The sequence below is a fragment of the Pseudorhodoferax sp. Leaf267 genome (assembly GCF_001422405.1).
Classification (GTDB): domain Bacteria; phylum Pseudomonadota; class Gammaproteobacteria; order Burkholderiales; family Burkholderiaceae_C; genus Pseudorhodoferax.
This window is the reverse complement of record NZ_LMMV01000023.1, coordinates 221,235-242,575: the sequence shown is the minus strand read 5'-3', so window position 1 is coordinate 242,575 and position 21,341 is coordinate 221,235. Positions and strand designations below refer to the sequence as shown.

The following is a 21,341-nucleotide window of genomic DNA, read 5'->3' as shown; positions in this document are numbered from 1 at the left end:
GCCCCCATGCCCTGGCAACTGATCGCCCACCACGACGACGAGATCCGCAGCCTGGTGATCGGCGCGCTGCGCAAGGCGCTGCGCGCGCAGGACATCGCCATCCGCCCCATCGAGGCCCAGCACGTGGCGCGCGCCGACGAGGTGCTGCAGGACTTCGGCCTGGGCGACTGCAGCCTGGTGGTCATGGGCTCGGGCATGCCGCAGGACGAGCAGGCCAGCGTGGGCCTGGCCGGCCGCGAGCCGACGCGGCAGTTCATCAAGCGGCTCAAAGCGCTGGCCCGGCACATGCCGCTGGTCGTCGTCTCCAGCACACCGGACGACCGGCTCGCCGACTTCCTCGATGCGTTCGAGCACACGGCGCTGGTCACGGTGGGGGCCGACTTCCAGGCCCACCTGTCCGAAGCCCTCAAGCGGCTGCGCGCCGGCCAGCCGCGCCCCAGCGCCGCACGGCTGCGCCTGAACATCGACCTGTGCAACATGCAGACCGCCAGTTGGCAACTGCAGCGCCGCGGCGGCGACGACTTCGAGGCCACCGGCACGCTGCAGCTGGACCAGCGGCTGCTCGAACGCATCATCGAGGACTCTGCCGAGCTGGAGACGCGTGTGGCCGAGCACCGGGACGACTGGCTCAAGAAGATGGAGCGCCTGTCGGCCGACCTGCACCAGCTGCTGTTCAAGGGCGGCACGCCGAACTTCGGCTGCTGGGACCGCTTCTCCGAGCAGCGCCGCCATGTGGGCGGCGTGGCCAACACGCGCGTGCGCGTGACCGTGAACCAGGCCACGCACCCCGTTCTGGTCGAGGCGCTGAAGGACGAAGGCGGCGACGTCGACAGCTACTGGATGCTGCAGGCCCCGGTGTTCCGGCGCTACGAATCCACCACCGCCTACCCGCCGCTGTTCAAGGACCACGAGAGCCGGCACGGCCTGATCAACTGCCTGGTCATCGAGGCCGACGGCAAGGCCGGCAACGTGCCCGACGGGCACGGCGGCGGCCAGGGCTTCGACCGCCTGCCGCACTGCGAGACCGAGTGCCGCGAGATCGTGCAGACCCTGACCCGGGCGGCGAACTGCGACGTCACGCACCTGCGCGTGCAGGGCCTGGGCGCCGACGTGGCCACGCCGGTGCTGGAACTGTTGCGCGAGCGCCGCTGGCATCTGGTGCATTTCAGCGGCCACCTGAGCGGCGACCATGCGCAACAGGCCGGCCTGGTGCTGCGCGCCGACCGCGGCGGCATCCTGCCCGTGCAGCAGCTCGTGCGGCAGCTGGGCCGCACGCAGCTGCTGTTCCTCAGCAGCTGCCGCAGCGCATCGGCCAAGGTCGTGATGCAGGCCGTGGAACACCATGTGCCGGCGCTGCTGGGCTTCCAGTGGCCGATCGACGACGGGGCGGCGTCGCGGTTCGCGCAGACCTTCTACCGGCTGCTGTTCGACCCCCAGGACAGCTGCCACCGGTACCTGGAATACGCGTTCATGAAGGCGCGCAAGGCGGCGTATGCGCATGCGCCGGAGCATCCGTCGTGGGTGGCGCCGGTGTTGTTGATGCAGATGGATTGAGGAGAGTGCGGCTTGGCAAAGCGGGTCTGTCGCCACGATGCGTGGCGTGGTTGTCGCATGGACCCGCGACAACGGTTGGCCATCCCGTCTCCTGGGTACCATGTCGGGCTGATTTCGCGGGAGAGGTTTCCTCCGATCGGCAGAGGGTAGGCATGCAGCAGAACATCCGCTCGAACTTCGACATCCTGAAGTCCTATGAGCCCCAGTTGTGGCGCCTGGGCGCACTGGCAGAACGGTACTTCGCCGAAGACCCCAACACCAGCCTGCTCAAGCTCCGGCAATTCGCAGAGCTGCTGGCGCAGTCGTTGGCCGCTCGTGGCGGCATGTTCACCACCCAGCAGGAAAGCCAGTACGAGCTGATTCGCCGCCTGCAGGGCGAAAACCTCGTGCCCCGCGAAATCACGCAGGTCTTCGACCAGATCCGCGTCACCGGCAACGCCGCCAACCATGCGCTGGCAGGCGACCACGGCAAGGCCCTGACCACGCTCAAGCTGTGCTGGCAGCTGGCGCTCTGGTTTCACCGCACCTTCAAGCAGCCGGACTACCGGTCCGGCCCCTTCGTGCCGCCCGCTCCTCCGAAGCACGAGTCAGAGGAGCTGCAGGCGGAACTGGCCAAACTGCGAGAGGTCGTCTCGGAGTACCAGGCCCAGCATGCGCAAGTCGCGTCGGCGCTGCAGGCGGCGCAGACCCAGCTGACCGCCCTCAGTGACGAACGCGCTGTATGGGAGCAGATCGCCACCGAGTCCGACCAGGCCAAGGCCAAGCTGGCCACGCAGTTGACCGCGCTGCAGTCGCAGGCCAAGGCTGCGCCGTCCGGCAACTTGGTGGAACTGGTGAACTCTGCCAACAAGGCGGCCTCGCTGGTCGAATTGGACGAGCCCCAGACCCGCCGCATCATCGATGCGCAGCTCCGCCAGGCCGGCTGGGAGGCCGACACCGAAACCCTGCGCTACAGCCGCGGCGCGCGGCCCGTGAAGGGCCGCAACCTGGCCATCGCCGAATGGCCGTGCGAAGGCTATTCGGCCGACTACGTCCTGTTCCAGGGTCTGGTGCCCCTGGCGGTGGTGGAGGCCAAGCGGGGCAGCAAGGATGTCTCGGCCGATCTGCAGCAGAGCAAGCGCTACAGCCGCAGCTTCGCGCCCAGCGCCGAGACGCAGTTGCACGCGCAGAACTGGGGCGCGCAGGCCGAGTTCCGCGTGCCCTTCGTGTTCGCCACCAACGGCCGCCCCTACCTGCGGCAACTGGCCACCAAGAGCGGCATCTGGTTCTGCGACCTGCGCCACCCCCACAACCGCAGCGCATCCCTGGATGGCTGGTACTCACCAGAGGGCCTGCAAGCGCTGCTGCGCCAGGACGAGGACAAGGCGCACGCGGAGCTGGACAGCACGCCTTTCATCTACGGCCTGGCGCTGCGCTACTACCAGCAGGATGCGATCCGGGAAACGGAGGCCCGCATCGCGCAGGGCCAGCGCGACATCCTGCTGGCCATGGCCACCGGCACCGGCAAGACCAAGACCTGCATTGCGCTCATCTACCGCCTGCTGAAGGCCCAGCGCTTTCGCCGCATCCTGTTCCTGGTCGACCGTTCGGCGCTGGGGGAACAGGCAGCCAATGCGTTCAAGGACACGCGCATGGAGCGCCTGCAGACCTTTGCCGACACCTTCGGCATCAAGGAGCTGGATGTGCAGGCGCCCGACGCCGACACGGCCGTGCACATCGCCACCGTGCAGGGCATGATGCGCCGCGTGCTGATGCCGGCCGAGGGCGTGGCGCCGCCCACGGTGGACCAGTACGACTGCATCGTCATCGACGAATGCCACCGCGGCTACACGCTGGACCGCGAGATGTCGGACACCGAACTGAGCTTCCGCGGCTTCGACGACTACATCTCCAAGTACCGCCGCGTGCTGGACTACTTCGACGCCGTCAAGATCGGCCTGACGGCCACGCCCGCACTGCACACCACCGAGATCTTCGGCCCGCCGGCCTACAGCTACAGCTACCGCGAAGCCGTGGTCGATGGCTATCTGGTGGACTACGAGCCGCCCATTCAGATCCACACGCAGCTGACCGAGCAGGGCATGACCTGGAAGGTCGGCGAAGTGGTCAAGGTCTACAACGCGCAGCGCAGCCAGATCGACCTGTTCAAGGCGCCGGACGAGATCACGCTCAAGGTCGAAGACTTCAACCGCAAGGTCATCACCCGGCCGTTCAACGAGGCCGTATGCAGCTACCTCGCCCAGGAGATCGACCCCGGCGGCCGGCGCAAGACCCTGGTCTTCTGCGTCAGCAGCGACCATGCCGACCTGGTGGTGGACGTGCTCAAGGCCGCGTTGCAAACGCAGTACGGCAGCGTGGAAGACGATGCCGTCATCAAGATCACCGGCAATGCCGACAAGCCGCTGGAGCTGATCCGCCGCTTCAAGAACGAGCGCCTGCCCAATGTGGCCGTCACCGTCGACCTGCTGACCACCGGCATCGACGTGCCGGAGATCTGCAACCTGGTGTTCCTGCGGCAGGTGAACAGCCGCATCCTGTTCGACCAGATGCTGGGCCGCGCCACGCGGCTGTGCAGTTTCGACGGCGAGGCCAAGGACAGCTTCCGCGTCTTCGATGCCGTGCGCCTGTTCGAGGCCATCGGCGACATGACCGAGATGAAACCCGTGGTCGTCAACCCTTCGATCTCGTTCCAGCAGCTCGAACGCGAGATCGCCCAGGCGCCCACCGACGACGCGCGTGAACTGCTGCTTGCGCAGTTCCTGGCCAAGCTGCAGGTCAAGAAGCGCCACCTCCAGGGCCAGGCTGCGCAGGACTTCGAGACCCGGGCCGGCATGGCCCCGGAGGCCTTCATCCGCCAGCTCAAGGCACTGCGCGTGTCCGAGGTGGCGGCCTGGTTCACCCGGCACCCCGACCTGGGCGAGATCCTCGACCGCAAGACCACCGGCAGCGGCCAGCCCCTGTACGTGTCGGACCACCCCGACGCCTTCCTGCGCGCCGAGCGCGGCTACGGCCAGGCCAGCAAGCCGCAGGACTACCTGGACGCGTTCAAGGCCTTCCTCGCCAGCCAGGGCAACACGCTGCCGGCCCTCGTCGCGGTGCTGACCCGGCCGCGTGACCTGACGCGCCAGCAGCTCAAGGAACTGATCCTGGCGCTGGACCAGGCCGGCTTCAGCGAGGCGCGCCTGGCCACCGCCTGGCGCGAGATGAGCAACCAGGACATTGCCGCCAGCATCGTGGGCTACATTCGCCAGGCCGCGCTGGGCGACGCCTTGCTGCCCTACGGCGAGCGCGTGGACCGCGCGCTGCACACCCTGCTGGCCAGGCCGCCCACGGGCAAGCCCTGGACCCAGCCGCAGCGCGACTGGCTCAAACGCATCGCCGCGCAGACCAAGGTCAACCGGCTGGTGGACCGCTCCGCGCTGGACGACCCCGACCTGCTGTTCAAGCGCGAGGGCGGCGGCTTCTCCCGCCTGGACAAGGTTTTCAACGGCCAACTCCAGCCTGTGCTGGATGCCTTCAACGACGCACTCTGGGCGCAGCCTGCCCAGGGTGCCTGACCCGGACATTTCATGGCCACAACCCCGCAAGCCGCACACGACATCGGCGCCAAGCTCTGGTCGCTGTGCCATGTGCTGCGTGACGACGGCGTCACCTACCACCAGTACCTGAGCGAACTGACCTACCTGCTGTTCCTGAAGATGATGAAGGAGACCGGGCAGGAAGACCGGCTCAAAGTGCTGAAGCCTGTCGAGCGCAAGAAGGGCGCGCCCAAGTTCGAGCAGGACGGCATCCGCTGGGACGACCTGCTCAACGCCCCCGCGCCGGAGCGGCTGGACCTGTACAAGGAAATGCTGCTGGACTACGGCCTGCACGGCCGGGGCGCCGTGCTGGAGATCTATGCCAATGCCAACACCTTCATCACCAAGCCTGCCACCTTGAGCAAGCTGGTGACCGACATCGACGGCCTGGACTGGTACAGCGTGCAGCGCGACGACCTGGGCGACCTGTACGAAGACCTGCTGGAGCGTAACGCCACCGAGAAGAAGAGCGGCGCCGGCCAGTACTTCACACCCCGAGCGCTGATCGACAGCATCGTCGCCGTGATGCAGCCGCAGCTCGGCGACGTGATCCAGGATCCGGCGGCAGGCACCTGCGGCTTCCTGATCGCGGCCAACAACCACCTGCGCGCCACGCACGATTTCGACAGCCTGGACGAGGCTGCCCAGCGCCGCTACCGCCACGGCACCTTCCACGGCATGGAGCTGGTGCAGGACACGCACCGCCTGGCGCTGATGAACATGCTGCTGCACGGCATCGAAGGCGGCGTGCAATACGGCGACACGCTGGGCGAGGAGGGCACGCGGCTGGCGCGCGCCACGCTCATCCTCTCCAACCCGCCCTTCGGCACCAAGAAGGGCGGCGGCCTGCCCACCCGCACCGACCTCACCTTCGAGACCAGCAACAAGCAGTTCGCCTTCGTGCAGCACATCGTGCGCAACCTGGCGCCGGGCGGGCGCGCTGCCGTGGTGCTGCCCGACAACGTGCTGTTCGAGAGCAACGTGGGCACCAGCATCCGCCGCGACCTGATGGACAAATGCAACCTGCACACCATCCTGCGCCTGCCCACGGGCATCTTCTATGCCCAGGGCGTGAAGACCAACGTGCTGTTCTTCACCAAGGGCGAGAAGGCCGACAAGGGCAACACGCAGGAGGTCTGGGTCTACGACATGCGCGCCAACATGCCGGCCTTCGGCAAGCGCACGCCGTTCACGCGCGACTACTTCCGCACGCCGGCCGATGCGCCGGCCAGCGTGCCGCGCGACAAGTTCGAAGACGTGTTCGGCACCGATCCGAAAGGCGGCCCCGAGGCCCTGGCCCGGCGCGTGGACGCCGGCCCCACCGGCCGCTGGCGCAAGTTCACCCGCGCGCAGATCGCCGAGCGCGGCGACAACCTGGACCTGGCCTGGCTCAAGGACGACAGCGCGGACACCGCGCAACAGCAACTGGAAGAACCCGCCATGCTGGCCCGCCTGGCCATGCGCGAGATGCAGGCGGCGCTGGCCGATTTGCGTGCGCTGGTGGAGGCGCTGGGCGAAGACCCGGACGCCGAGCTGGAAGAACTGCTGCCGGACGTGGTGGCGGGCACGGACGCCGAGGACAGCGCAGGCGGTGCAGGCCGCGAAGACCGCGCGGAAGGAACGCCGGCATGAGCGGTGTGCCTGCTCCTGCTGTGCCAACCAGCCTGCACGCCGAACTGCGCGCGCTGATCGCCAGCAGCCGCCAGCGCCTGGCCGGTGCGGTGAACGCGGAGCTGACGCGCCTGTACTGGGCGGTAGGCCAGCGGCTCGATGCCGAAGTGCTGGGCGGCGAGCGCGCCAGCTACGGCCTGGCCCTGCTGGAGCAGCTTGGCCAGCAGTTGTCGCAGGAGTTCGGGCGCGGCTTCGAGGCCCGCAACCTGCGCCGCATGCTCAAGTTCGCGCAGGCCTTTCCGGACGCCGGGATTTTGCCGACGCTGTCGACACAATTGAGCTGGAGCCACCTCGTGGCCATCGTGGGCCTCAAGACCGCGCCGGCGCGCCAGTTCTACGCGGCACAGGCGGCGCAGGACGGCTGGAGCGTGCGCGAGCTGGCCCGGCAGATCGAGCGCAAGGCCTTCGAGCGCAGCGCCATCGCCAGCGCCCAGGCACCCGCCGCGCTGGTGCCTGCGACGGTGCAAGGCCAGGGTCTGCCGCCCGGCCCCGTCTTCAAGGACCCGTACTTCCTGTACTTCCTGGGCCTGGGCGGAGTCGGAGCAGCAGTTGCACCAGGCGTTGGTGGAGGCGCGGGAGCGGTTGGCGCGGCGGGGGCTGTTGTTGGAAGAGAAGCACCAAGATGAGTGAGCTCCCTGACACCTGGGCCATGACAAAACTGGGCGAGCTGGTCACTGAAGTCCGCAACGGCATTTCCGCCAAGCCGAGCTCCGATGATGGACTGCCCATCCTTCGCATCTCAGCAGTGCGACCACTGAAGCTGGACACCTCCGACGTGCGTTACTTGCCGCTTGATTTTGTGGACAGTCCGACGTATCAACTGGCACCCGATGATCTTTTATTCACCCGATACAACGGCAATCGTGATCTGGTGGGTGCCTGCGCACGCGTAGGCCAGATCAGCCATGCACTGGTTTATCCCGATAAGCTGATTCGTGTGCGACTCGACCGCACGGTCGCCCTTCCGCGCTACATCGAAAAGGCCGCAAATTCGCATACGGCGCGGACGTATCTTGACCAGAAACTGAAGACCTCGGCCGGCCAAATCGGCGTGTCTGGCGCTGACATCAAAGGCATGCCCTTGGCGTTGCCGCCGCTGCCAGAGCAACATCGCATCGCCGACCAACTCGACACCCTGCTCGCCCGCGTCAACGCCTGCAACGACCACCTCGATGCCATCCCAGGCATCCTCAAGCGGTTTCGGCAGGCTGTGTTGAATGCATGTGTGGCTCCAGATCTTCTCGAAGCAACTCCCGGAGCCTCATTTCGCGTGGTTCGGTTGTTGGAAGTGCTGGTAGGACCCCTCCGAAATGGCAAATCAGTCCGTGATGGCACCGGCATGCCTGTTCTGCGCCTCACTTCCCTCAAGTCCTCTGGCATCGATCTGAAGGAGACGAAAGCAGGTGATTGGTCGAACGTGTCCGACATCAAGCGGTTCCTGATTCAAGACGGCGACTACCTCGTGTCGCGAGGTAATGGCTCCAAGGAACTGGTCGGCCGTGGGGGCCTGGTCAGCAAATGCAGCGACGAGATTGCTTTCCCCGACACGATGATTCGAGTTCGTCCAGACCCCGCCGAACTGTTGCCTGACTACCTGTAGTACGTATGGGCCAGCCGGTTTGTGCGTGAACAGATCGAGCGTGCGGCCAAGACGACTGCAGGAATCTGGAAAGTCTCGCAGCCAGATCTCGAAAACATCAGGATCCCGCTCCCAAGCCTGGACGTGCAGCGAGAGGTCGTTTGTCATATCGATGCTCTGTTGAAGCTCGCCGACCGCATCCAAATGCGCTACGCCGCCCTTCGAATCCATGCCCAACGCCTCGCCCCGCAAGTCCTGGCCAAGGCTTTCCGCGGCGAACTGGTGGAACAAGATCCCCAAGACGAGCCCGCCAGCGTGCTGCTGCAGCGCCTGACCGCCAGCCAATCCACCAAGACATCCGCATCCCGTGGACGGCCACGTGCCCAGGCCAAGCCGCAGCCTTTGGCTCCCGACCGTCCGCCCACCGACTGGGCATCCCTGCCCGACGGCGCATGGGTAGCCCCCGCCGACCCGGACGGCCATGCCACCACCGTATGGATCACGGCGGTGCTGCGGGCCTGGGGCGCACCCATGCCCGAGCGCACCGCCCGCCTGGCCACGCTGTTGTGCCAGCAACCGCATCTGCTCACCCCGGCACTGCCTGCGGCGCAAGCCAGCCTGTGGTCGCGCCTGGTGGGCGATGCGGCCGCGCCCCTGCCAACCCAGGTGACCCGTCTGCAACCAGCCTCCAACCACCCCTGGGGCCGCGCCTTCCAGGGCATGCGGATGCGGGGCGATCTGGTCGAGGCCGGCACCGGTGACGACGTGACCTGGGCACTCGGCCCCGGCGCAGCCGCCATCGCCACGGCCGGCTGGCCCGATGGCCGCGCCGGCTTCGTCGTGGCGCACCTGCGTGCCCATGGCCTCGCGTCCGTCCTGCCTGCGCTGGCGCCTGCGGAGCAGGCCTTCGTCGATGCCCGCGCAGCCTGATCTGTTCGGCCCCGCCGGGCTCTCGGCCCGACCGCCACAGGGCGTGACCGAGCCCGCGCTGTGGGTGCGCCGGCTCACGATCTGGCGCGCACCAGGCGATCCGGTGCGCACCATCCCCCTGCGGCCGGGCCTGAACTTCGTCTGGTCGCCGGACCCGGCCGACGTGCAGGGGCCACGTGCGCCTGATGCCGCCCAGGACGACGTCGGCCACGGCGCCGGCAAGAGCCTGTTCTGCCGCCTGCTGCGCTACTGCCTGGGCGAAGACCGCTTCGCGCCGGAGGGCCAGCGCCAGAGCATCGGCCGCGCGTTCCTGACGGGTTGGGTGTCGGCCGAGGTGCTGCTGCACGGCAGGCTGTGGGGCGTGCTGCGCCCGCTGGCGGTGGGCCGCGGGCATGTCGCGGTGGAGGGCGTGCTGCCCGAGCAGTTGTTCGACGGCCTGCACGCCCCGACCGGCATGGCGCCCTTGCTGCGGGCCATCGAACAGCAGGTGCTCACGCCCGCCGTGGCCCGGCGCATGCCTTCGCTGCGGCCGCACGACGCCTGGCGTGTGGCGCTGGCCTGGCTCACGCGCGACCAGGAATGCCGCTTCGACCATGTGCTGGACTGGCGTGCCGCCGAGTCGGATTCCGAATCGCCCGTGCGCTACATGTCCAATGCCCGCAAGCTGGACGCCATGCGCCTGCTGATCGGCGCGATGTCCCAGGACGAGATGGCGCTGCAGGAGGCGCTGGCGGCCAGGACGGAGACCCACAAGGCCCATCTGCAGGACAGCGCGCGCAGGGAATGGGCCTGCGACCGGGCCCGGCGCAGCATCGTCCAGTCGCTGGGCCTGCGGCCTGACGAAGTGCCTGCCGGCAAGCTGGGCATCGAGTCGCTGCGCCAGTCTGCGCGGCAGCATCTGGCCCGGGTGAGCGAGGTCAGCCCCGGCGTGGACGTGAGCGACCTCGACGGCCTGCGGCGGCGCAGCCGCGAGGCGGACCAGCACGTACTGGCGTTGAGCCAGCAGCAGGCCGCCCTGGACGCCAGCCTGCCACTGCAGAGACAACTGCTGGCCCAGCTCCGCGGCGAGTTGCCGTCGATCTCTGTCCGCGTGCGCGATGCCGAGGTGCCTGCATGCCCGATCTGCGAGGTGCCCATCGACCGGGTCATGGCCGAGGGGTGCAAGCTGTCGCACAAGCTGCCCGATCTCGCAGCACTGCAACGCAGGCATGAAGACGTGGTCCAGCAGGTCGCTGCGCAGCAGGGCGTGGTCGATGGCGTGGTGGCGGCCATCGCCTCGCTCAAGCCGCAACTGTCGGCCGCGATCAGCGCCGGGGACCGCCTGCGGCATGACCTGGGCAAGGCCGAAACGCTCCACACGCAGCGCTCATCGGCCTGGCTCAATGCGCGCCGGCTGCTGGACGACATCCAGCGGCTGGCCGACGAGTGGGACGCCTGGGAGCAGGTGCAGCGGCAGGCGGGGGAGGTGGCCACGCAGATCGAGACCGACCGCGATCAACTGGCTGCGTTCCGCGACCGTCAGGCGACGGTGTTCGACCGGCTGTCCACGCATTTCGACGCCATCATCCGCCTCACCGTGAGCCCGACGGCATCGGGCCGCGTGAGCCTGGACGGCCACGGGCTCAAGCTCGGCGTGCAGTTCGGCGGCGAGCGCTCCACACCGGCCATCGAGTCCTTGAAGATCATCGCCTTCGACCTGGCCGTGATGTGCATGGGCATCGAAGGCGGCACGCACCTGCCGGCCTTCCTGCTGCACGACAGCCCGCGCGAGGCCGACCTGGGGCAGAGCGTCTACCACCGGCTGTTCCAGATGGTGGCCGCGCTGGAAGAGACGGCGCATTCGGCCTTCCAGTACATCGTGACCACGACGACGCAGCCGCCGCCGGAGTTGCAGCAAGAGCCCTGGTTGCGCCTGGAGCTGCACGGGGCGCCGGCCACCGAGCGCTTGCTGAGGTGCGATCTGCCATAGTGGATGGCGCACGAATTCAGGTGAGGCGGATGACAGGCGCTCGCTCCAGCCGCCGCCGAACGGCCGTGTCCCGCGTGTGCTGCCTGCGCGCCTACCGCAACCCCTCCCACCACAACCGGTTCTCCCGCGTCGCGCCCACGGTCAGCACTTCGCCGATCTCCGGCGTCGCCAGGGCGATCCCCCTGGCCCGGGCCAGCGCCGCCAGCTCGGTCATCGGCGCCTGCCAGCGGTGGAAGGCCAGGTCGAAGGTGCTGTTGTGCACGCTGTAGAGCGTCTTGCCGCGCAGGTCTTCGAAGGCGCGGATGCTTTCCTCGGGCGACAGGTGCACCGAGGGCCACCAGGGGTCGTAGGCACCGTTCTCGATCAGCGCGATGTCGAAGCCGCCGAAGCGCTCGCCGATCTGCTTGAAGCCGCCGAAGTAGCCCGAATCGCCGCTGAAGTAGATGCGCTGGCCGCCGGCCTCGATGACCCAGGAGGTCCACAACGTGCTGTCGCGGTCCGTGAGGCCGCGGCCCGAGAAATGCTGCGACGGCGTGGAGGTGAGCTGCACATCCGCATGCGTGGCCGACTGCCACCAGTCGAATTCGGCGATGCGGTCGGCCGGCACGCCCGCGTCCCGCAGCCGCGCGCCCACGCCCAGCGGCACGAAATAGCGCTGCACGCGGCCCTTGAGGTATTCGATGGTCGACAGGTCCAGGTGGTCGTAGTGGTCGTGCGAGAGCAGCAGGCCTTCGATGGGCGGCAAGTCCTCGCGCGCGATCGGAGGCGCGTGGAAGCGCTTGGGGCCCAGGAAGCTGAACGGCGACACGCGCTCGGCGAACACCGGGTCGATCAGCCAATAGCGCCCCTGCAGCTTGAGCAGGTGCGAGGAATGGCCCAGGCGCACGATGTGGTTGGCATCGATGGGCAGCGCGTCGAGCTGCGCGCGCGTGAGCGGGCGCACCGGGATCGCGTCCACCGGCACCGTGCCCTCCTTGGTGCCGAAGAAGAAGCGGCTCCAGATGCGCCAGCCTTCCTGCGAGGGCTTGGCGTCGGGGTTGGCGACATTGGCGAAGCGGCAGCCGTCGGCCTGGAACTGCGGCGACGCCGCGAGCCCGGGGCCGCAGGCGCGGGTGGTGGCGCAGCCGGTCAGCAGGAGGACGGCAGCCAGTGCAAAGAAGCGCAAACGAGGTGCAAACATGGAAACAGTCGGGAAGCCGGCCAAAAAAGACCGCCGCAAGCTTACCTATGATCCGCCGATGACCTGGATTCCCCGTTTCGCCGCCTTGCTGTCGCTCGCACTCGCCCTGGGACTGCCGCTGGCGCAAGCCCAGCCCGGGGCACCCGCCGCCGCGCCGGCGCCCGCAGCATCGGCCCCGGCACCCGAGGTGCTGCCCGATGTCGCCACGCTGCGCAGCCAGCTCGACAAGCTGCCTGAGAACGCGGCCGGTACCGATGCCGTGCGCGCGCTGCAGGGCCAGTACAACGCGCTGGCCGCCAGCGCCAACAAGATCATCGCCGCGCGCACCGGCCAGTTGAACGACCTGAACGCCCGCCTGGGCGAGCTGGGCGCGGCCCCGGCCGCGGGCGGCAGCGAGGACGCCGACATCACGCGCCAGCGCCAGACCCTGACCCGCGAGCGCAACACCGTGGACGCCGACATCCGGCTGGCGCGGCTGGTGGTGGTCGATGCGCAGCAGCGCGTGGAAGACCTGCGCAATCGCCAGCGCGACCTGTTCGAGGCGCAGCTGACCGGCCGCGCGCCCTCGCCGCTGGGCCAGGTGTTCTGGCAGCAGCTGGCCACGGCCTGGCCCGACGACGTGGCCCGGCTCGCCCCGCTGGGCGTGGAGCTGCGCGCTGCCGCCGCGCGCGCTGCCGAGCCCGGCCACCGCGGGCCGGTGCTGCTGGCGCTGGCACTGGCGCTGCTGGCCATCACGGTGGGCGACGTGCTGGCCGAGCGCGGCCTGGCCGCGGCGGCGCAGCGGCTGCTGCCGGGCGGGCGGCTGCGGCGTTCGCTGCTGGTGATCGCCATCGTCGCGGTGAACCTGCTGGTGGTGGCGGTGGCCATGCGCAGCCTGCTGCAGACCCTGCAGAGCCACCTGGCGTTCGGCCCGGTGTCGAGCAAGCTCGTGGCGCTGGCCGACGACTCGGTGCTGTTCATCGCCTTCGTCACCAGCCTGGGCCGCGCGCTGCTCGCCAATGCCCGGCCCTCATGGCGGCTGCCGCGCATCGACGACGCGCAGGCGCGCCGGCTCAGCGCCTACCCGTGGTGGGTGGCGCTGGTCGGCGTGCTGGTCTGGCTGCCCACGCAGGTCAGCGAAATCCTGGAGCTGAGCCTGGCCGCCGTGCACCTGGTCGAGACCGTGACGGCGCTGGCCCTGGCGCTGCCCATGCTGGGCATGCTGGCGCGCCTGCGCGAGCCGCACCCGCACCCCGCCGAGGCAGCGACCGCGGCGGCCCCTGACAGCGCGCCGGCCGCCGTGGTCGATCGCCCGCTGTGGGTCGGCCTGGGCCTGGGCGCCGTGGCCCTGGTGGTGCTGGGCGTGGTGCTGCTGGTGCTGACCGGCTACATGTCGATCGCCAGCCTGCTGGCGCTGCAGCTGGCCTGGACCGGCCTGGTGGCCGTGACCTTCTACGTGCTGTTCAAGTTCGCCGACGACCTGTGCATGGCGCTGGTGGCCTCGCGCAGCGACTTCGGCCAGCGGCTGCAGCGCGGCTTCGGCTTCTCTGCGTCGGCGCTGGACCAGGCGGCCGTGGTGCTGTCGGCCGTGGCGCGCGTGGCGCTGTTCCTGTACATGCTGATCGCCCTGCTGGCGCCGCTGGGCACGCGGCCCGACCAGGTGCTCGAGCAGACCAGCCGCATCGGCCAGGGCCTGGCGATCGGCGAATTCCAGCTGGTGCCGGCCGCCATCTTCAGTGCGCTGGCCGTGCTGGTGGGCGGCTTCGTGGCGCTGCGTGTGTTCCAGCGCTGGCTGCGTGACCGGTACCTGCCCACCACCACGATGGAGCCGGGCATGCAGAGTTCGCTGTCCACGCTGCTCAATTACGTGGGCGTGGTGCTGGTGATCGCGGCCGGGCTGTCGGCGCTGGGCATCGGCGTGAACCGCATCGCCTGGATCGCCAGCGCCCTGTCGGTGGGCATCGGCTTCGGCCTGCAGGCCATCGTGCAGAACTTCATCTCGGGCCTGATCCTGCTGGCCGAGCGGCCCGTGAAGGTGGGCGACTGGGTGGTGCTGGGCACGACCGAGGGCGACATCAAGCGCATCAACGTGCGTGCCACCGAGATCCAGCTGGGCGACCGCTCCACCGTGATCGTGCCGAACTCCGAGTTCATCACCAAGACCGTGCGCAATATGACGCTCAGCAACGCCGAGGGCCGTGTGCTGATCCGCCTGCCGATGCCGCTGGCCACGGATGCGCCCAAGGTGCGCGAACTCATGCTGGCCGCCTGCGCCGCGCACCCCAAGGTGCTGGCCACGCCCGCACCCTCGCTGTCGCTGGAGGGCGTGGAAAACGGCATGCTGGTGTTCCAAGCCATCTGCTACGTGGACGGGCCGCGCAATGCCGGCGGCGTGCGCAGCGACCTGCTGTTCACGGTGCTGGACGCGTTCCGCGACGCCGGCCTGGCGATGGCCGCGCCGCCCACCGTGGTGGTGGCGCCGCCGCCGGCAGCGGCGGCCTGAGCGGCGGGGCCTGATCGGCCCCTGACGTCCAACGCCGTGGCCCTGGGATCGTGGAACTACAAGCACCTGGCCGGCACGGCCGCCGAAGCGGCCAGTGCGCTGGACCTGGGCAAGGTCCCGGCCCTGCAGGTCTACGACGGCGCCGGTGCCTACCGCTACGAGAACCCCGAACACGCCCAGCGCGCCGCCGACCTGGCCCTGGCTGCGCTGGAATTGAGCGCCAAGCACTTCGAAGGCCAGGGCAGCGCGCGCCACCTCGCGGCGGGCGCCCGCTTCCAGCTGTTCGACCATCCGCTGTACGGCAGCCCCACCGCCAGCCGCCCCGACAACGCCTTCACCGTGCTGGCCGTGGAGCACCACGCCAGCAACAACCTGGGAGGCCAGCTGGGCGGCGGCATCGCCCGGCTGCAGGAGAGCGGCGCGCTGGAGCGCGGCACCTACAAGTGCCACTTCCACTGCGCCCCGGCCGCCGCCGCCCTCGTGCCCGCCTTCATCCGCAAGCCCACCGCCCCGGGCCTGCAGGGCGCACTCGTCGTGGGCGTTGCCGGCGAGGCGCTCACCACCGAGCGCGACCTGCGTGTGAAGATCCAGTTCCCCTGGCAGCGCGGCGACGCCCCGCTGGCCGGCGGCCTGCACCACGATGGCGGCAACGCCCCGGGCAACGAGCGCTGCGGCACCTGGGTGCGCGTGGCCCAGCCGAGCGCCGGGGCCAACTGGGGCGCCGTCTTCTTGCCGCGGGTGGGCACCGAGGTGGCCGTGCAGTTCATCGAAGGCGACATCGACCGCCCGCTCATCATCGGCCAGCTGCACAACGGCCAGGACACCCCGCCGTTCGCAGCCGGCGTGGACGCGGGCGTGAACCACCCCGGCGTCATCAGCGGCCTGCACAGCCAGGGCCTGGACGGGCAGGGCTACAACCAGTGGGTGCTGGACGACGCCAGCGGGCAGCTGCGCATGCGGCTGTGGCTGCAATCCCGGATGCGGAGGCCAGGTTCGAGGCCTTGATGAACGAGGCAGGTCGTCATGCCACGAACATGAACGCCAGCGTGGACGGAACTTGGGTGATCGGCGACCTTACCGATGACGTCGCTAATCGTGCGAGGGGGGGCTTCATGCCCCCCCAACTTGGCCCGTCTATCGCCTCAACGAGAAAGTCCGTGTTCGCACCGGCGATGAGGTCAAGGTCAGCGGCATCTACCTGCCCGATGCCGATGGCAGCATCCCCGCCTACATGATCGCCGGCTTCTTGCCCGCGCACGCTGCTCGCGTCGGCTATGACCCGAGCACCCAATGGGAGCGCGAACAGGTCGTCACCACCTGGACGCTCGTCGAGCGCATCGCCGACAGCGGTGGTGGCAATCCAGGCGCGCAGGACGCACTGGCCGCAGGGGTGAGGTTGCGTGCGGCTGCCGGCGAACGGTGCCCACGCACCGGCTGGTGGATCACACCGGCTGCGGCGAATGCGCGTCAACGGTTCGACGCTGGCGACGTGATGCCTGACCTGAAGTCCGCCTGGGGCGCCACCATCTGGCAGTGGGACGCCGTGCAGGACTGACGACGGACCATCAGGCGCTTTCGCGCAGCATCTCATCAGCGGCGCTGGAGGGCCGAGCCGTCCCGGCGCCGACGGCTGCCATGGCAAGCGCATACGCTGCGCGCACGCTCAGGGCCCGCTACCGCCTGAGCATGCGCCTGTGGCTGTCCTTGCTGTTCGTGCGCCGCGACAGCCGGATGTTCCAGGACAAGACGGCGGTGCAGATCGTCGAGCAGGTCTTCGCCCACTACGCGCAGGCGTCCTTCGTACTGCGGCTGCTGGCCAAGGAGGGCCCAAGCGAACCACTTGCGCCACCTGGACGGTGACGCGCTGCCGACGCCTCGGGCCAGGCCCGCCACACCCTCGCCATGTGCGACCGCTTCGCCGAGCTCGCCCAGCGCGCCACCGCCCCGGCTCTGGCCGCGCTGGAGCTCGGCGCCAAGCGCTTCGAAGCCCAGGGCTCGGGCGCCAACGCCAGCCGACACACTGCAGCTGAGGGCCGACCAGAGCGTGGCCACCCTCAGCGTGAACGACGAGATCCGCATCAGCGCAGATCGACCGCGATCGATCCGTCGTACCACCTGTGCACGCACTGCATTGGCTTTGCAGCGGCCCTTGAGTGCCGGCCCGTTGTCATGCCCCTGAGACGGGCAGAGACGAGCAAATGCGCGGCCGCGCAAGACGATGCCGTGGACGAGCACCCACGTGCCTCAAAAGCCAGCACCCGATTCGAGCCGCCGCAGGACAGATCTCGATGCAACGGCCCAGGAGTGAAGCCGACGGCTGGCGCAATTCCATAAGAACCCTGGGGGCGTGTTCCGCCCGGCGACCGTGGCCCCCACAATGGCCGCGCCCTCTCCAGAACGAAGGACCACAGTGACGACCGCTCTCCTGGGACCTGCGTCCCGCCGTTTCGCCCTGATCGCCCTCGCCGCACTGGCCACCATGGCCGGCGCGCAGACCTCCGGCAACTACGAGCCACAGCGCGGCCAGGCCGGCAAGGATGTGATCTGGATTCCGTCGCCCGACGAGGTGGTCAACCGCATGCTGCAGATGGCCGAGGTCAAGGCCAGCGACCGCGTGTTCGACCTGGGCTCGGGCGACGGCAAGATCGCGATCGCCGCGGGCCGCAACTACGGCGCGCGGTCCACCGGGCTGGAGTTCAACCCTGACATGGTGCAACTGTCGAACCGGCTGGCCAAGGAGGCCGGCGTGGCCGACAAGGTGAACTTCCGCCAGGCCGACATCTTCGTGGCCGACTTCTCCAGTGCCACCGTGGTCACCATGTACCTGCTGCCCGAGCTGAACCTGCGGCTGCGGCCCAAGCTGTTCACCATGCCGCCGGGCACGCGCGTGGTCTCGCACTCGTTCACGATGGGCGACTGGCAGCCCGACGAGACGGCGCGCGCGGGCACGGGCGAGGTGTTCCTGTGGCGCATCCCGGCCAACGCCTCGGGCCAGTGGAAGCTGACGGCGCCGGGCGTGGCTGAGGCCGGCCTGCGTTTCTCGCAGAAGTACCAGATGCTGGAGGGCGACGCCGAGTTCGGCCCGCTGCGCGCCAGCATCGTGCAGCCGCGCCTGAGCGGCGATGTGCTGCGCTTCCAGGTGCGCGACCCGTCGGGCGTGGTGCTGAGCTTCGACGGCAAGGTCGCCGGCAACCGCATCACGGGCACCGTGAGCCGGCCCGGCCAGGCGGCCACGCCGTTCCAGGCCACGCGCGAGGGCGAGCCCTCGCCCATCGCCGAGCGCGCGCCTGACCCGGCCGAGCTGAGTTCTGCCAGCCTGGCTGCGAGCCTGGCGCGGTGAGCGTCTTACCTGCGGGCGCGGCGGCCACGCAGGCGTCCACCGCACCGTTGACCCTGCGCCACGCCATCGCCATCACGGTGGGCGTGGTCATCGGCGCCGGCATCTTCAAGGCGCCCTCGCTGGTGGCGGGCAGCGTGCCCTCGGCCGGCTGGATGTTCGCGCTGTGGGCGGCCGGCGGCCTCGTCGCGCTGATCGGTGCGCTGTGCTACGCCGAGCTGTCCAGCACCTACCCGAGCGCGGGCGGCGAATACCACTTCCTGTCGCGCGCGTTCGGCCGCGGCACGGCGCTGCTGTACGCCTGGGCGCGCTTCGCGGTGATCACCACCGGGTCGATTGCGCTGCTGGGCTTCGTGTTCGGCGACTACATGACGCAGCTGGTGCCACTGGGGCCCTACAGCAGCGCGCTGTGGGCGGCCATTGCCACGGTGGTGCTGACGCTCGTGAACCTGCGCGGCATCCGCAGCGGCGCGGAGACGCAATCGTGGCTCACCGCGGTGGAAGTCGCCGGCCTGGTGCTGATCGTCGCGGCCGCGCTGTGGGTGGCGACCGGTGGCGGCAGCGCACCGCCGCCCGTGCCGGCCGCACCCGCCGGCTCCGCCAGCATCGCCGGCGTGGGCTTCGGCATGGTGTTCGTGCTGCTGACCTTCGGTGGCTGGAACGACGCGGCCTACATCAGCGCCGACCTGCAGGACCGGCGCGCCATCGTGCGCGCGCTGCTGGTCTCGGTGCTGTTCCTCACTGCGCTGTACCTGCTCGTGAACTGGGCCTACTGGTCGGTACTGGGCCAGGCCGGCATGGCGAAGTCGCAGGCCGTGGCCACCGACACGCTGACCGCAGCCTTCGGCCCCGGCGCCGGCAAGCTGATCGCGGCGATGGTGGCCGCGGCCGCGCTCACGTCGATCAACGCCACCATGATCGTGGGCGCGCGCACGGCCAGCGCGCTGGGCCAGGACTGGCCGGCGCTGCACGTGCTGGCGGCCTGGGACGAGGCGCGCCGTGTGCCGCGCAACGCGCTGCCGATCCAGTGCGCACTGGCGCTGGTGCTGATCGTGGGAGGCGTGGCCTTCAAGGGCGGCTTCCAGGCCATGGTGGAGTACACGGCGCCGGTGTTCTGGCTGTTCTTCCTGCTGGTCGGCATCGCGCTGTTCCGCCTGCGTGCCATCGACGGCGCGCGCGAGCGCCCGTTCCGCGTGCCGCTGTACCCGGTGCTGCCCGCGCTGTTCTGCGCCAGCAGCGCCTACATGCTGTGGTCCAGCCTGGGCTATGTGTATTCGCAGCAGCTCGGCGGGTTCAACGCGGCCTGGGTGGGCGTGGGCGTGCTGGCGAGCGGCCTGCTGTTGCTCGTGCTGCTGCGTGGGGCGGGCCGGCACCCGGTGGCCGGTAAGGGCGGGCCGAGCCGGTAGCCAGGCCGGCGCCGGTGGCGCGCGACTGCCACCACCCCGATCCCGTCACCCGCCAGCCGGGCTCGCAGACGCGCGCATCGCGCGACCGGGCGGCTCACTTCGGCCGCACCAGCCTGGGCTGCGTCTTCGCCGGCCGCAGCGTGCCGGCCCGCACGGCCCGCACCGCAGCCACCACCACCTCGGCCACCTGGCGCACCTCGGCCTGCACGTCCTCGTCTGCATCCAGCGTGTCGTGGCTGTCGTAGTAGGGCTCGTAGTAGCCGATGTAGCGGTCCAGCTGCGAGGCATGGCCGGCGTCCAGCAGGCCCATCCAGTTCAGCCAGTCGGCCAGGTTGCGGCGGTGCACCTCTACGCCCGCCACGTCGCCGTGCACGACCAGGCCGTAGGCGCGGCCGGCCAGGTGCTTGGGGAAGTCCCAACCGGCCTCTTCGATGGCCTTGGCCTCGGCGGCCTTCTTGCCGTGCGTGCTGGTCACGTCCGGGTTGCCCCCGTCGGCGCAGACCATGCGGTCGATCATGAGCTTGAGCGGGCTGGTGGACTGGTACCAGTAGGTGGGCGTGAGCAGGATCACGCCGTGCGCAGCCACCCAGCGCTCGTAGATCTCGGCCATCCAGTCGTTGGCCTGGTCCATGGCGTGGTTGGGGTAGCAGCTGCACGGCCAGTGGCACAGCGGCATGGCTGTGCCGACACAGCCCTTGCACGGGTGGATGGCCTTGCCGTACTCGGACGTGACCAGGCTCAGGTCCAGCACATCGGCCTGCATGCCCTGGGCCTCGACCACGGCGCGCGCCATCTGCGTCATGCGCCAGGTCTTGGACATCTCGCCCGGGCAGGTGCCGTCGTTGCGCGCGCTGGCGCAGACCAGCAGCACGCGCGAGGGCGTGGCCGGGTCGGCCCAGGTCTTTTGCGCCTGTTGCAGCCGCTCGCGTGTCTCCAGCCATTCGACCGATGTGTCGTAGGCGGGGTCGGCGAAGCCCGGGCCGGCGGGGCGCGTGATGGGCGCCTTGCGGCCCTGGTGGTAGGCATCCCAGGCCACGTCCTCGATCTGTGCGATCGCGTCCTGCACGCTCGCATAGGCCGGGTCGCTGAACCGGCGCACGAAGCGCAGGTGGAAAGTCTGGCGGTCCAGCGGCGCGGGGGCCTGGCCGGTGCGAACGTGGGTCATGGGGTCGCCTCGTGGGTGGTTGTTCTGGTGCGCGGGCGCGGGTGCACGCGTTGGCGCCATCGTGCGTGCCCGCGCCTCACGGCCGCGGTGGGAGCCCGGCGCGAGCCCGTGTCGGCAAAGGCCGGTTCCGGGACATCCTCAGAGTCGTGGATGCGCCAACCGCACCTGCGGCGCAGACTGCATCGCCGGGCCGCAGCGTCGCCTGCGCTCGTGCAGACACCCGCCCTCCAGACATCACCCGAGGATTCGCCATGAAGGCCGCACCTTCCCGCAAGCGTTCGCCGCGCGGCGCCATCGCGCTGTTCTGCGCCGGCATCGCCGCAGGCCTGCTGGGCGCGGCACTGCCACTGGTGACGGACGCCTTGCCGCCCGAACCGAGCACCGCAAACGCCCACGCCAAGGACCCGGCAGCCGATGGGAACTGGCTGTGCGACATGACGGGAATGACATGCCCCCGCTGACCCTGGCCGGCACCGACGGCGCACTCGTC

Annotated in this window: 16 protein-coding genes; 14 read left to right on the top strand and 2 right to left on the bottom strand. The window is 69.5% G+C overall.

What is annotated here, in order from left to right:
- The first annotated feature begins 6 nt into the window (after positions 1-6).
- The 7 genes from ASF43_RS23065 (at position 7) to ASF43_RS23030 (ending at position 11,281) form a co-directional block, all read left to right on the top strand.
- Positions 7-1,554 carry a CHAT domain-containing protein gene (locus tag ASF43_RS23065; RefSeq protein ID WP_056186292.1) on the top strand — a complete coding sequence of 516 codons (1,548 nt, stop codon included), beginning with the start codon at positions 7-9 and terminating at the stop codon, positions 1,552-1,554.
- 152 nt (positions 1,555-1,706) lie between these two features.
- Positions 1,707-5,111, top strand: a complete 3,405-nt coding sequence (gene hsdR, locus ASF43_RS23060) for a type I restriction-modification system endonuclease (RefSeq protein ID WP_056186289.1) — start codon at positions 1,707-1,709, stop codon at positions 5,109-5,111.
- Between the two features lie 12 nt (positions 5,112-5,123).
- Positions 5,124-6,764, top strand: a complete 1,641-nt coding sequence (locus ASF43_RS23055; RefSeq protein ID WP_056186287.1) for an N-6 DNA methylase — start codon at positions 5,124-5,126, stop codon at positions 6,762-6,764.
- The gene (locus tag ASF43_RS23050) at positions 6,761-7,429 is read left to right on the top strand and encodes a DUF1016 N-terminal domain-containing protein (protein ID WP_082498100.1); all 669 of its coding nucleotides are present in this window, start codon (positions 6,761-6,763) and stop codon (positions 7,427-7,429) included. The genes ASF43_RS23055 and ASF43_RS23050 overlap by 4 nt, the downstream gene beginning before the upstream one ends.
- Positions 7,426-8,403 carry a restriction endonuclease subunit S gene (locus ASF43_RS30945; protein ID WP_156373480.1) on the top strand — a complete coding sequence of 326 codons (978 nt, stop codon included), beginning with the start codon at positions 7,426-7,428 and terminating at the stop codon, positions 8,401-8,403. The genes ASF43_RS23050 and ASF43_RS30945 overlap by 4 nt, the downstream gene beginning before the upstream one ends.
- Before the next feature lie 21 nt (positions 8,404-8,424).
- Positions 8,425-9,312, top strand: a complete 888-nt coding sequence (locus ASF43_RS31825; protein ID WP_156373479.1) for a hypothetical protein — start codon at positions 8,425-8,427, stop codon at positions 9,310-9,312.
- Complete coding sequence (locus tag ASF43_RS23030; RefSeq protein ID WP_056186272.1) at positions 9,296-11,281, top strand: DUF2326 domain-containing protein; 1,986 nt, start codon at positions 9,296-9,298, stop codon at positions 11,279-11,281. The genes ASF43_RS31825 and ASF43_RS23030 overlap by 17 nt, the downstream gene beginning before the upstream one ends.
- Before the next feature lie 91 nt (positions 11,282-11,372).
- Here the strand turns inward: ASF43_RS23030 and ASF43_RS23025 are convergent, their stop codons facing one another.
- On the bottom strand, positions 11,373-12,461 hold the full coding sequence (locus ASF43_RS23025; RefSeq protein WP_056186270.1) for an MBL fold metallo-hydrolase: 1,089 nt from the start codon (positions 12,459-12,461) through the stop codon (positions 11,373-11,375).
- A gap of 58 nt (positions 12,462-12,519) precedes the next feature.
- Between ASF43_RS23025 and ASF43_RS23020 the strand changes: the two genes are divergently transcribed.
- From ASF43_RS23020 to ASF43_RS22995, 6 genes are all read left to right on the top strand, one after another.
- Positions 12,520-14,943 carry a DUF3772 domain-containing protein gene (locus ASF43_RS23020; RefSeq protein WP_056186267.1) on the top strand — a complete coding sequence of 808 codons (2,424 nt, stop codon included), beginning with the start codon at positions 12,520-12,522 and terminating at the stop codon, positions 14,941-14,943.
- Positions 14,944-14,964: 21 nt separating this feature from the next.
- Positions 14,965-15,948: a type VI secretion system Vgr family protein gene (locus tag ASF43_RS23015; RefSeq protein ID WP_082498099.1), complete on the top strand. Its 984-nt coding sequence runs from the start codon at positions 14,965-14,967 to the stop codon at positions 15,946-15,948.
- 226 nt (positions 15,949-16,174) lie between these two features.
- Complete coding sequence (locus ASF43_RS23010; RefSeq protein WP_235578342.1) at positions 16,175-16,498, top strand: hypothetical protein; 324 nt, start codon at positions 16,175-16,177, stop codon at positions 16,496-16,498.
- Positions 16,499-16,578: 80 nt separating this feature from the next.
- Positions 16,579-16,803, top strand: coding sequence for a contractile injection system protein, VgrG/Pvc8 family (locus ASF43_RS23005; protein ID WP_056186261.1), 225 nt, complete (start codon positions 16,579-16,581; stop codon positions 16,801-16,803).
- Positions 16,804-17,353: 550 nt separating this feature from the next.
- Positions 17,354-18,283, top strand: a complete 930-nt coding sequence (locus ASF43_RS23000; protein WP_235578341.1) for a cyclopropane-fatty-acyl-phospholipid synthase family protein — start codon at positions 17,354-17,356, stop codon at positions 18,281-18,283.
- A complete protein-coding gene (locus ASF43_RS22995) occupies positions 18,280-19,686 on the top strand; it encodes an APC family permease (RefSeq protein ID WP_235578340.1) in 1,407 nt (468 codons plus the stop codon). The genes ASF43_RS23000 and ASF43_RS22995 overlap by 4 nt, the downstream gene beginning before the upstream one ends.
- Before the next feature lie 94 nt (positions 19,687-19,780).
- On the opposite strand, the gene ASF43_RS22990 is transcribed toward ASF43_RS22995, so the two are convergent.
- Entirely contained in the window at positions 19,781-20,851 is a 1,071-nt protein-coding gene (locus ASF43_RS22990) for a flavodoxin family protein (protein WP_056186255.1), read from the bottom strand.
- A gap of 251 nt (positions 20,852-21,102) precedes the next feature.
- Here ASF43_RS22990 and ASF43_RS22985 point away from each other — a divergent pair, with 251 nt between their 5' ends.
- Positions 21,103-21,312, top strand: a complete 210-nt coding sequence (locus ASF43_RS22985) for a hypothetical protein (RefSeq protein WP_056186253.1) — start codon at positions 21,103-21,105, stop codon at positions 21,310-21,312.
- Positions 21,313-21,341 lie beyond the last annotated feature (29 nt).

Bases quoted from the DNA above. Each gene is read 5' to 3' on its own strand.
- ASF43_RS23020 (WP_056186267.1), top strand. From the start codon at position 12,520: ATGACCTGGATTCCCCGTTTCGCCGCCTTGCTGTCGCTCGCACTCGCC.
- ASF43_RS22990 (WP_056186255.1), bottom strand. From the start codon at position 20,851: ATGACCCACGTTCGCACCGGCCAGGCCCCCGCGCCGCTGGACCGCCAG.
- ASF43_RS23050 (WP_082498100.1), top strand. From the start codon at position 6,761: ATGAGCGGTGTGCCTGCTCCTGCTGTGCCAACCAGCCTGCACGCCGAA.
- ASF43_RS22985 (WP_056186253.1), top strand. From the start codon at position 21,103: ATGAAGGCCGCACCTTCCCGCAAGCGTTCGCCGCGCGGCGCCATCGCG.
- ASF43_RS23030 (WP_056186272.1), top strand. From the start codon at position 9,296: ATGCCCGCGCAGCCTGATCTGTTCGGCCCCGCCGGGCTCTCGGCCCGA.
- ASF43_RS23005 (WP_056186261.1), top strand. From the start codon at position 16,579: ATGGCAAGCGCATACGCTGCGCGCACGCTCAGGGCCCGCTACCGCCTG.
- ASF43_RS23055 (WP_056186287.1), top strand. From the start codon at position 5,124: ATGGCCACAACCCCGCAAGCCGCACACGACATCGGCGCCAAGCTCTGG.
- ASF43_RS23065 (WP_056186292.1), top strand. From the start codon at position 7: ATGCCCTGGCAACTGATCGCCCACCACGACGACGAGATCCGCAGCCTG.
- hsdR (WP_056186289.1), top strand. From the start codon at position 1,707: ATGCAGCAGAACATCCGCTCGAACTTCGACATCCTGAAGTCCTATGAG.
- ASF43_RS30945 (WP_156373480.1), top strand. From the start codon at position 7,426: ATGAGTGAGCTCCCTGACACCTGGGCCATGACAAAACTGGGCGAGCTG.
- ASF43_RS23010 (WP_235578342.1), top strand. From the start codon at position 16,175: ATGATCGCCGGCTTCTTGCCCGCGCACGCTGCTCGCGTCGGCTATGAC.
- ASF43_RS23025 (WP_056186270.1), bottom strand. From the start codon at position 12,461: ATGTTTGCACCTCGTTTGCGCTTCTTTGCACTGGCTGCCGTCCTCCTG.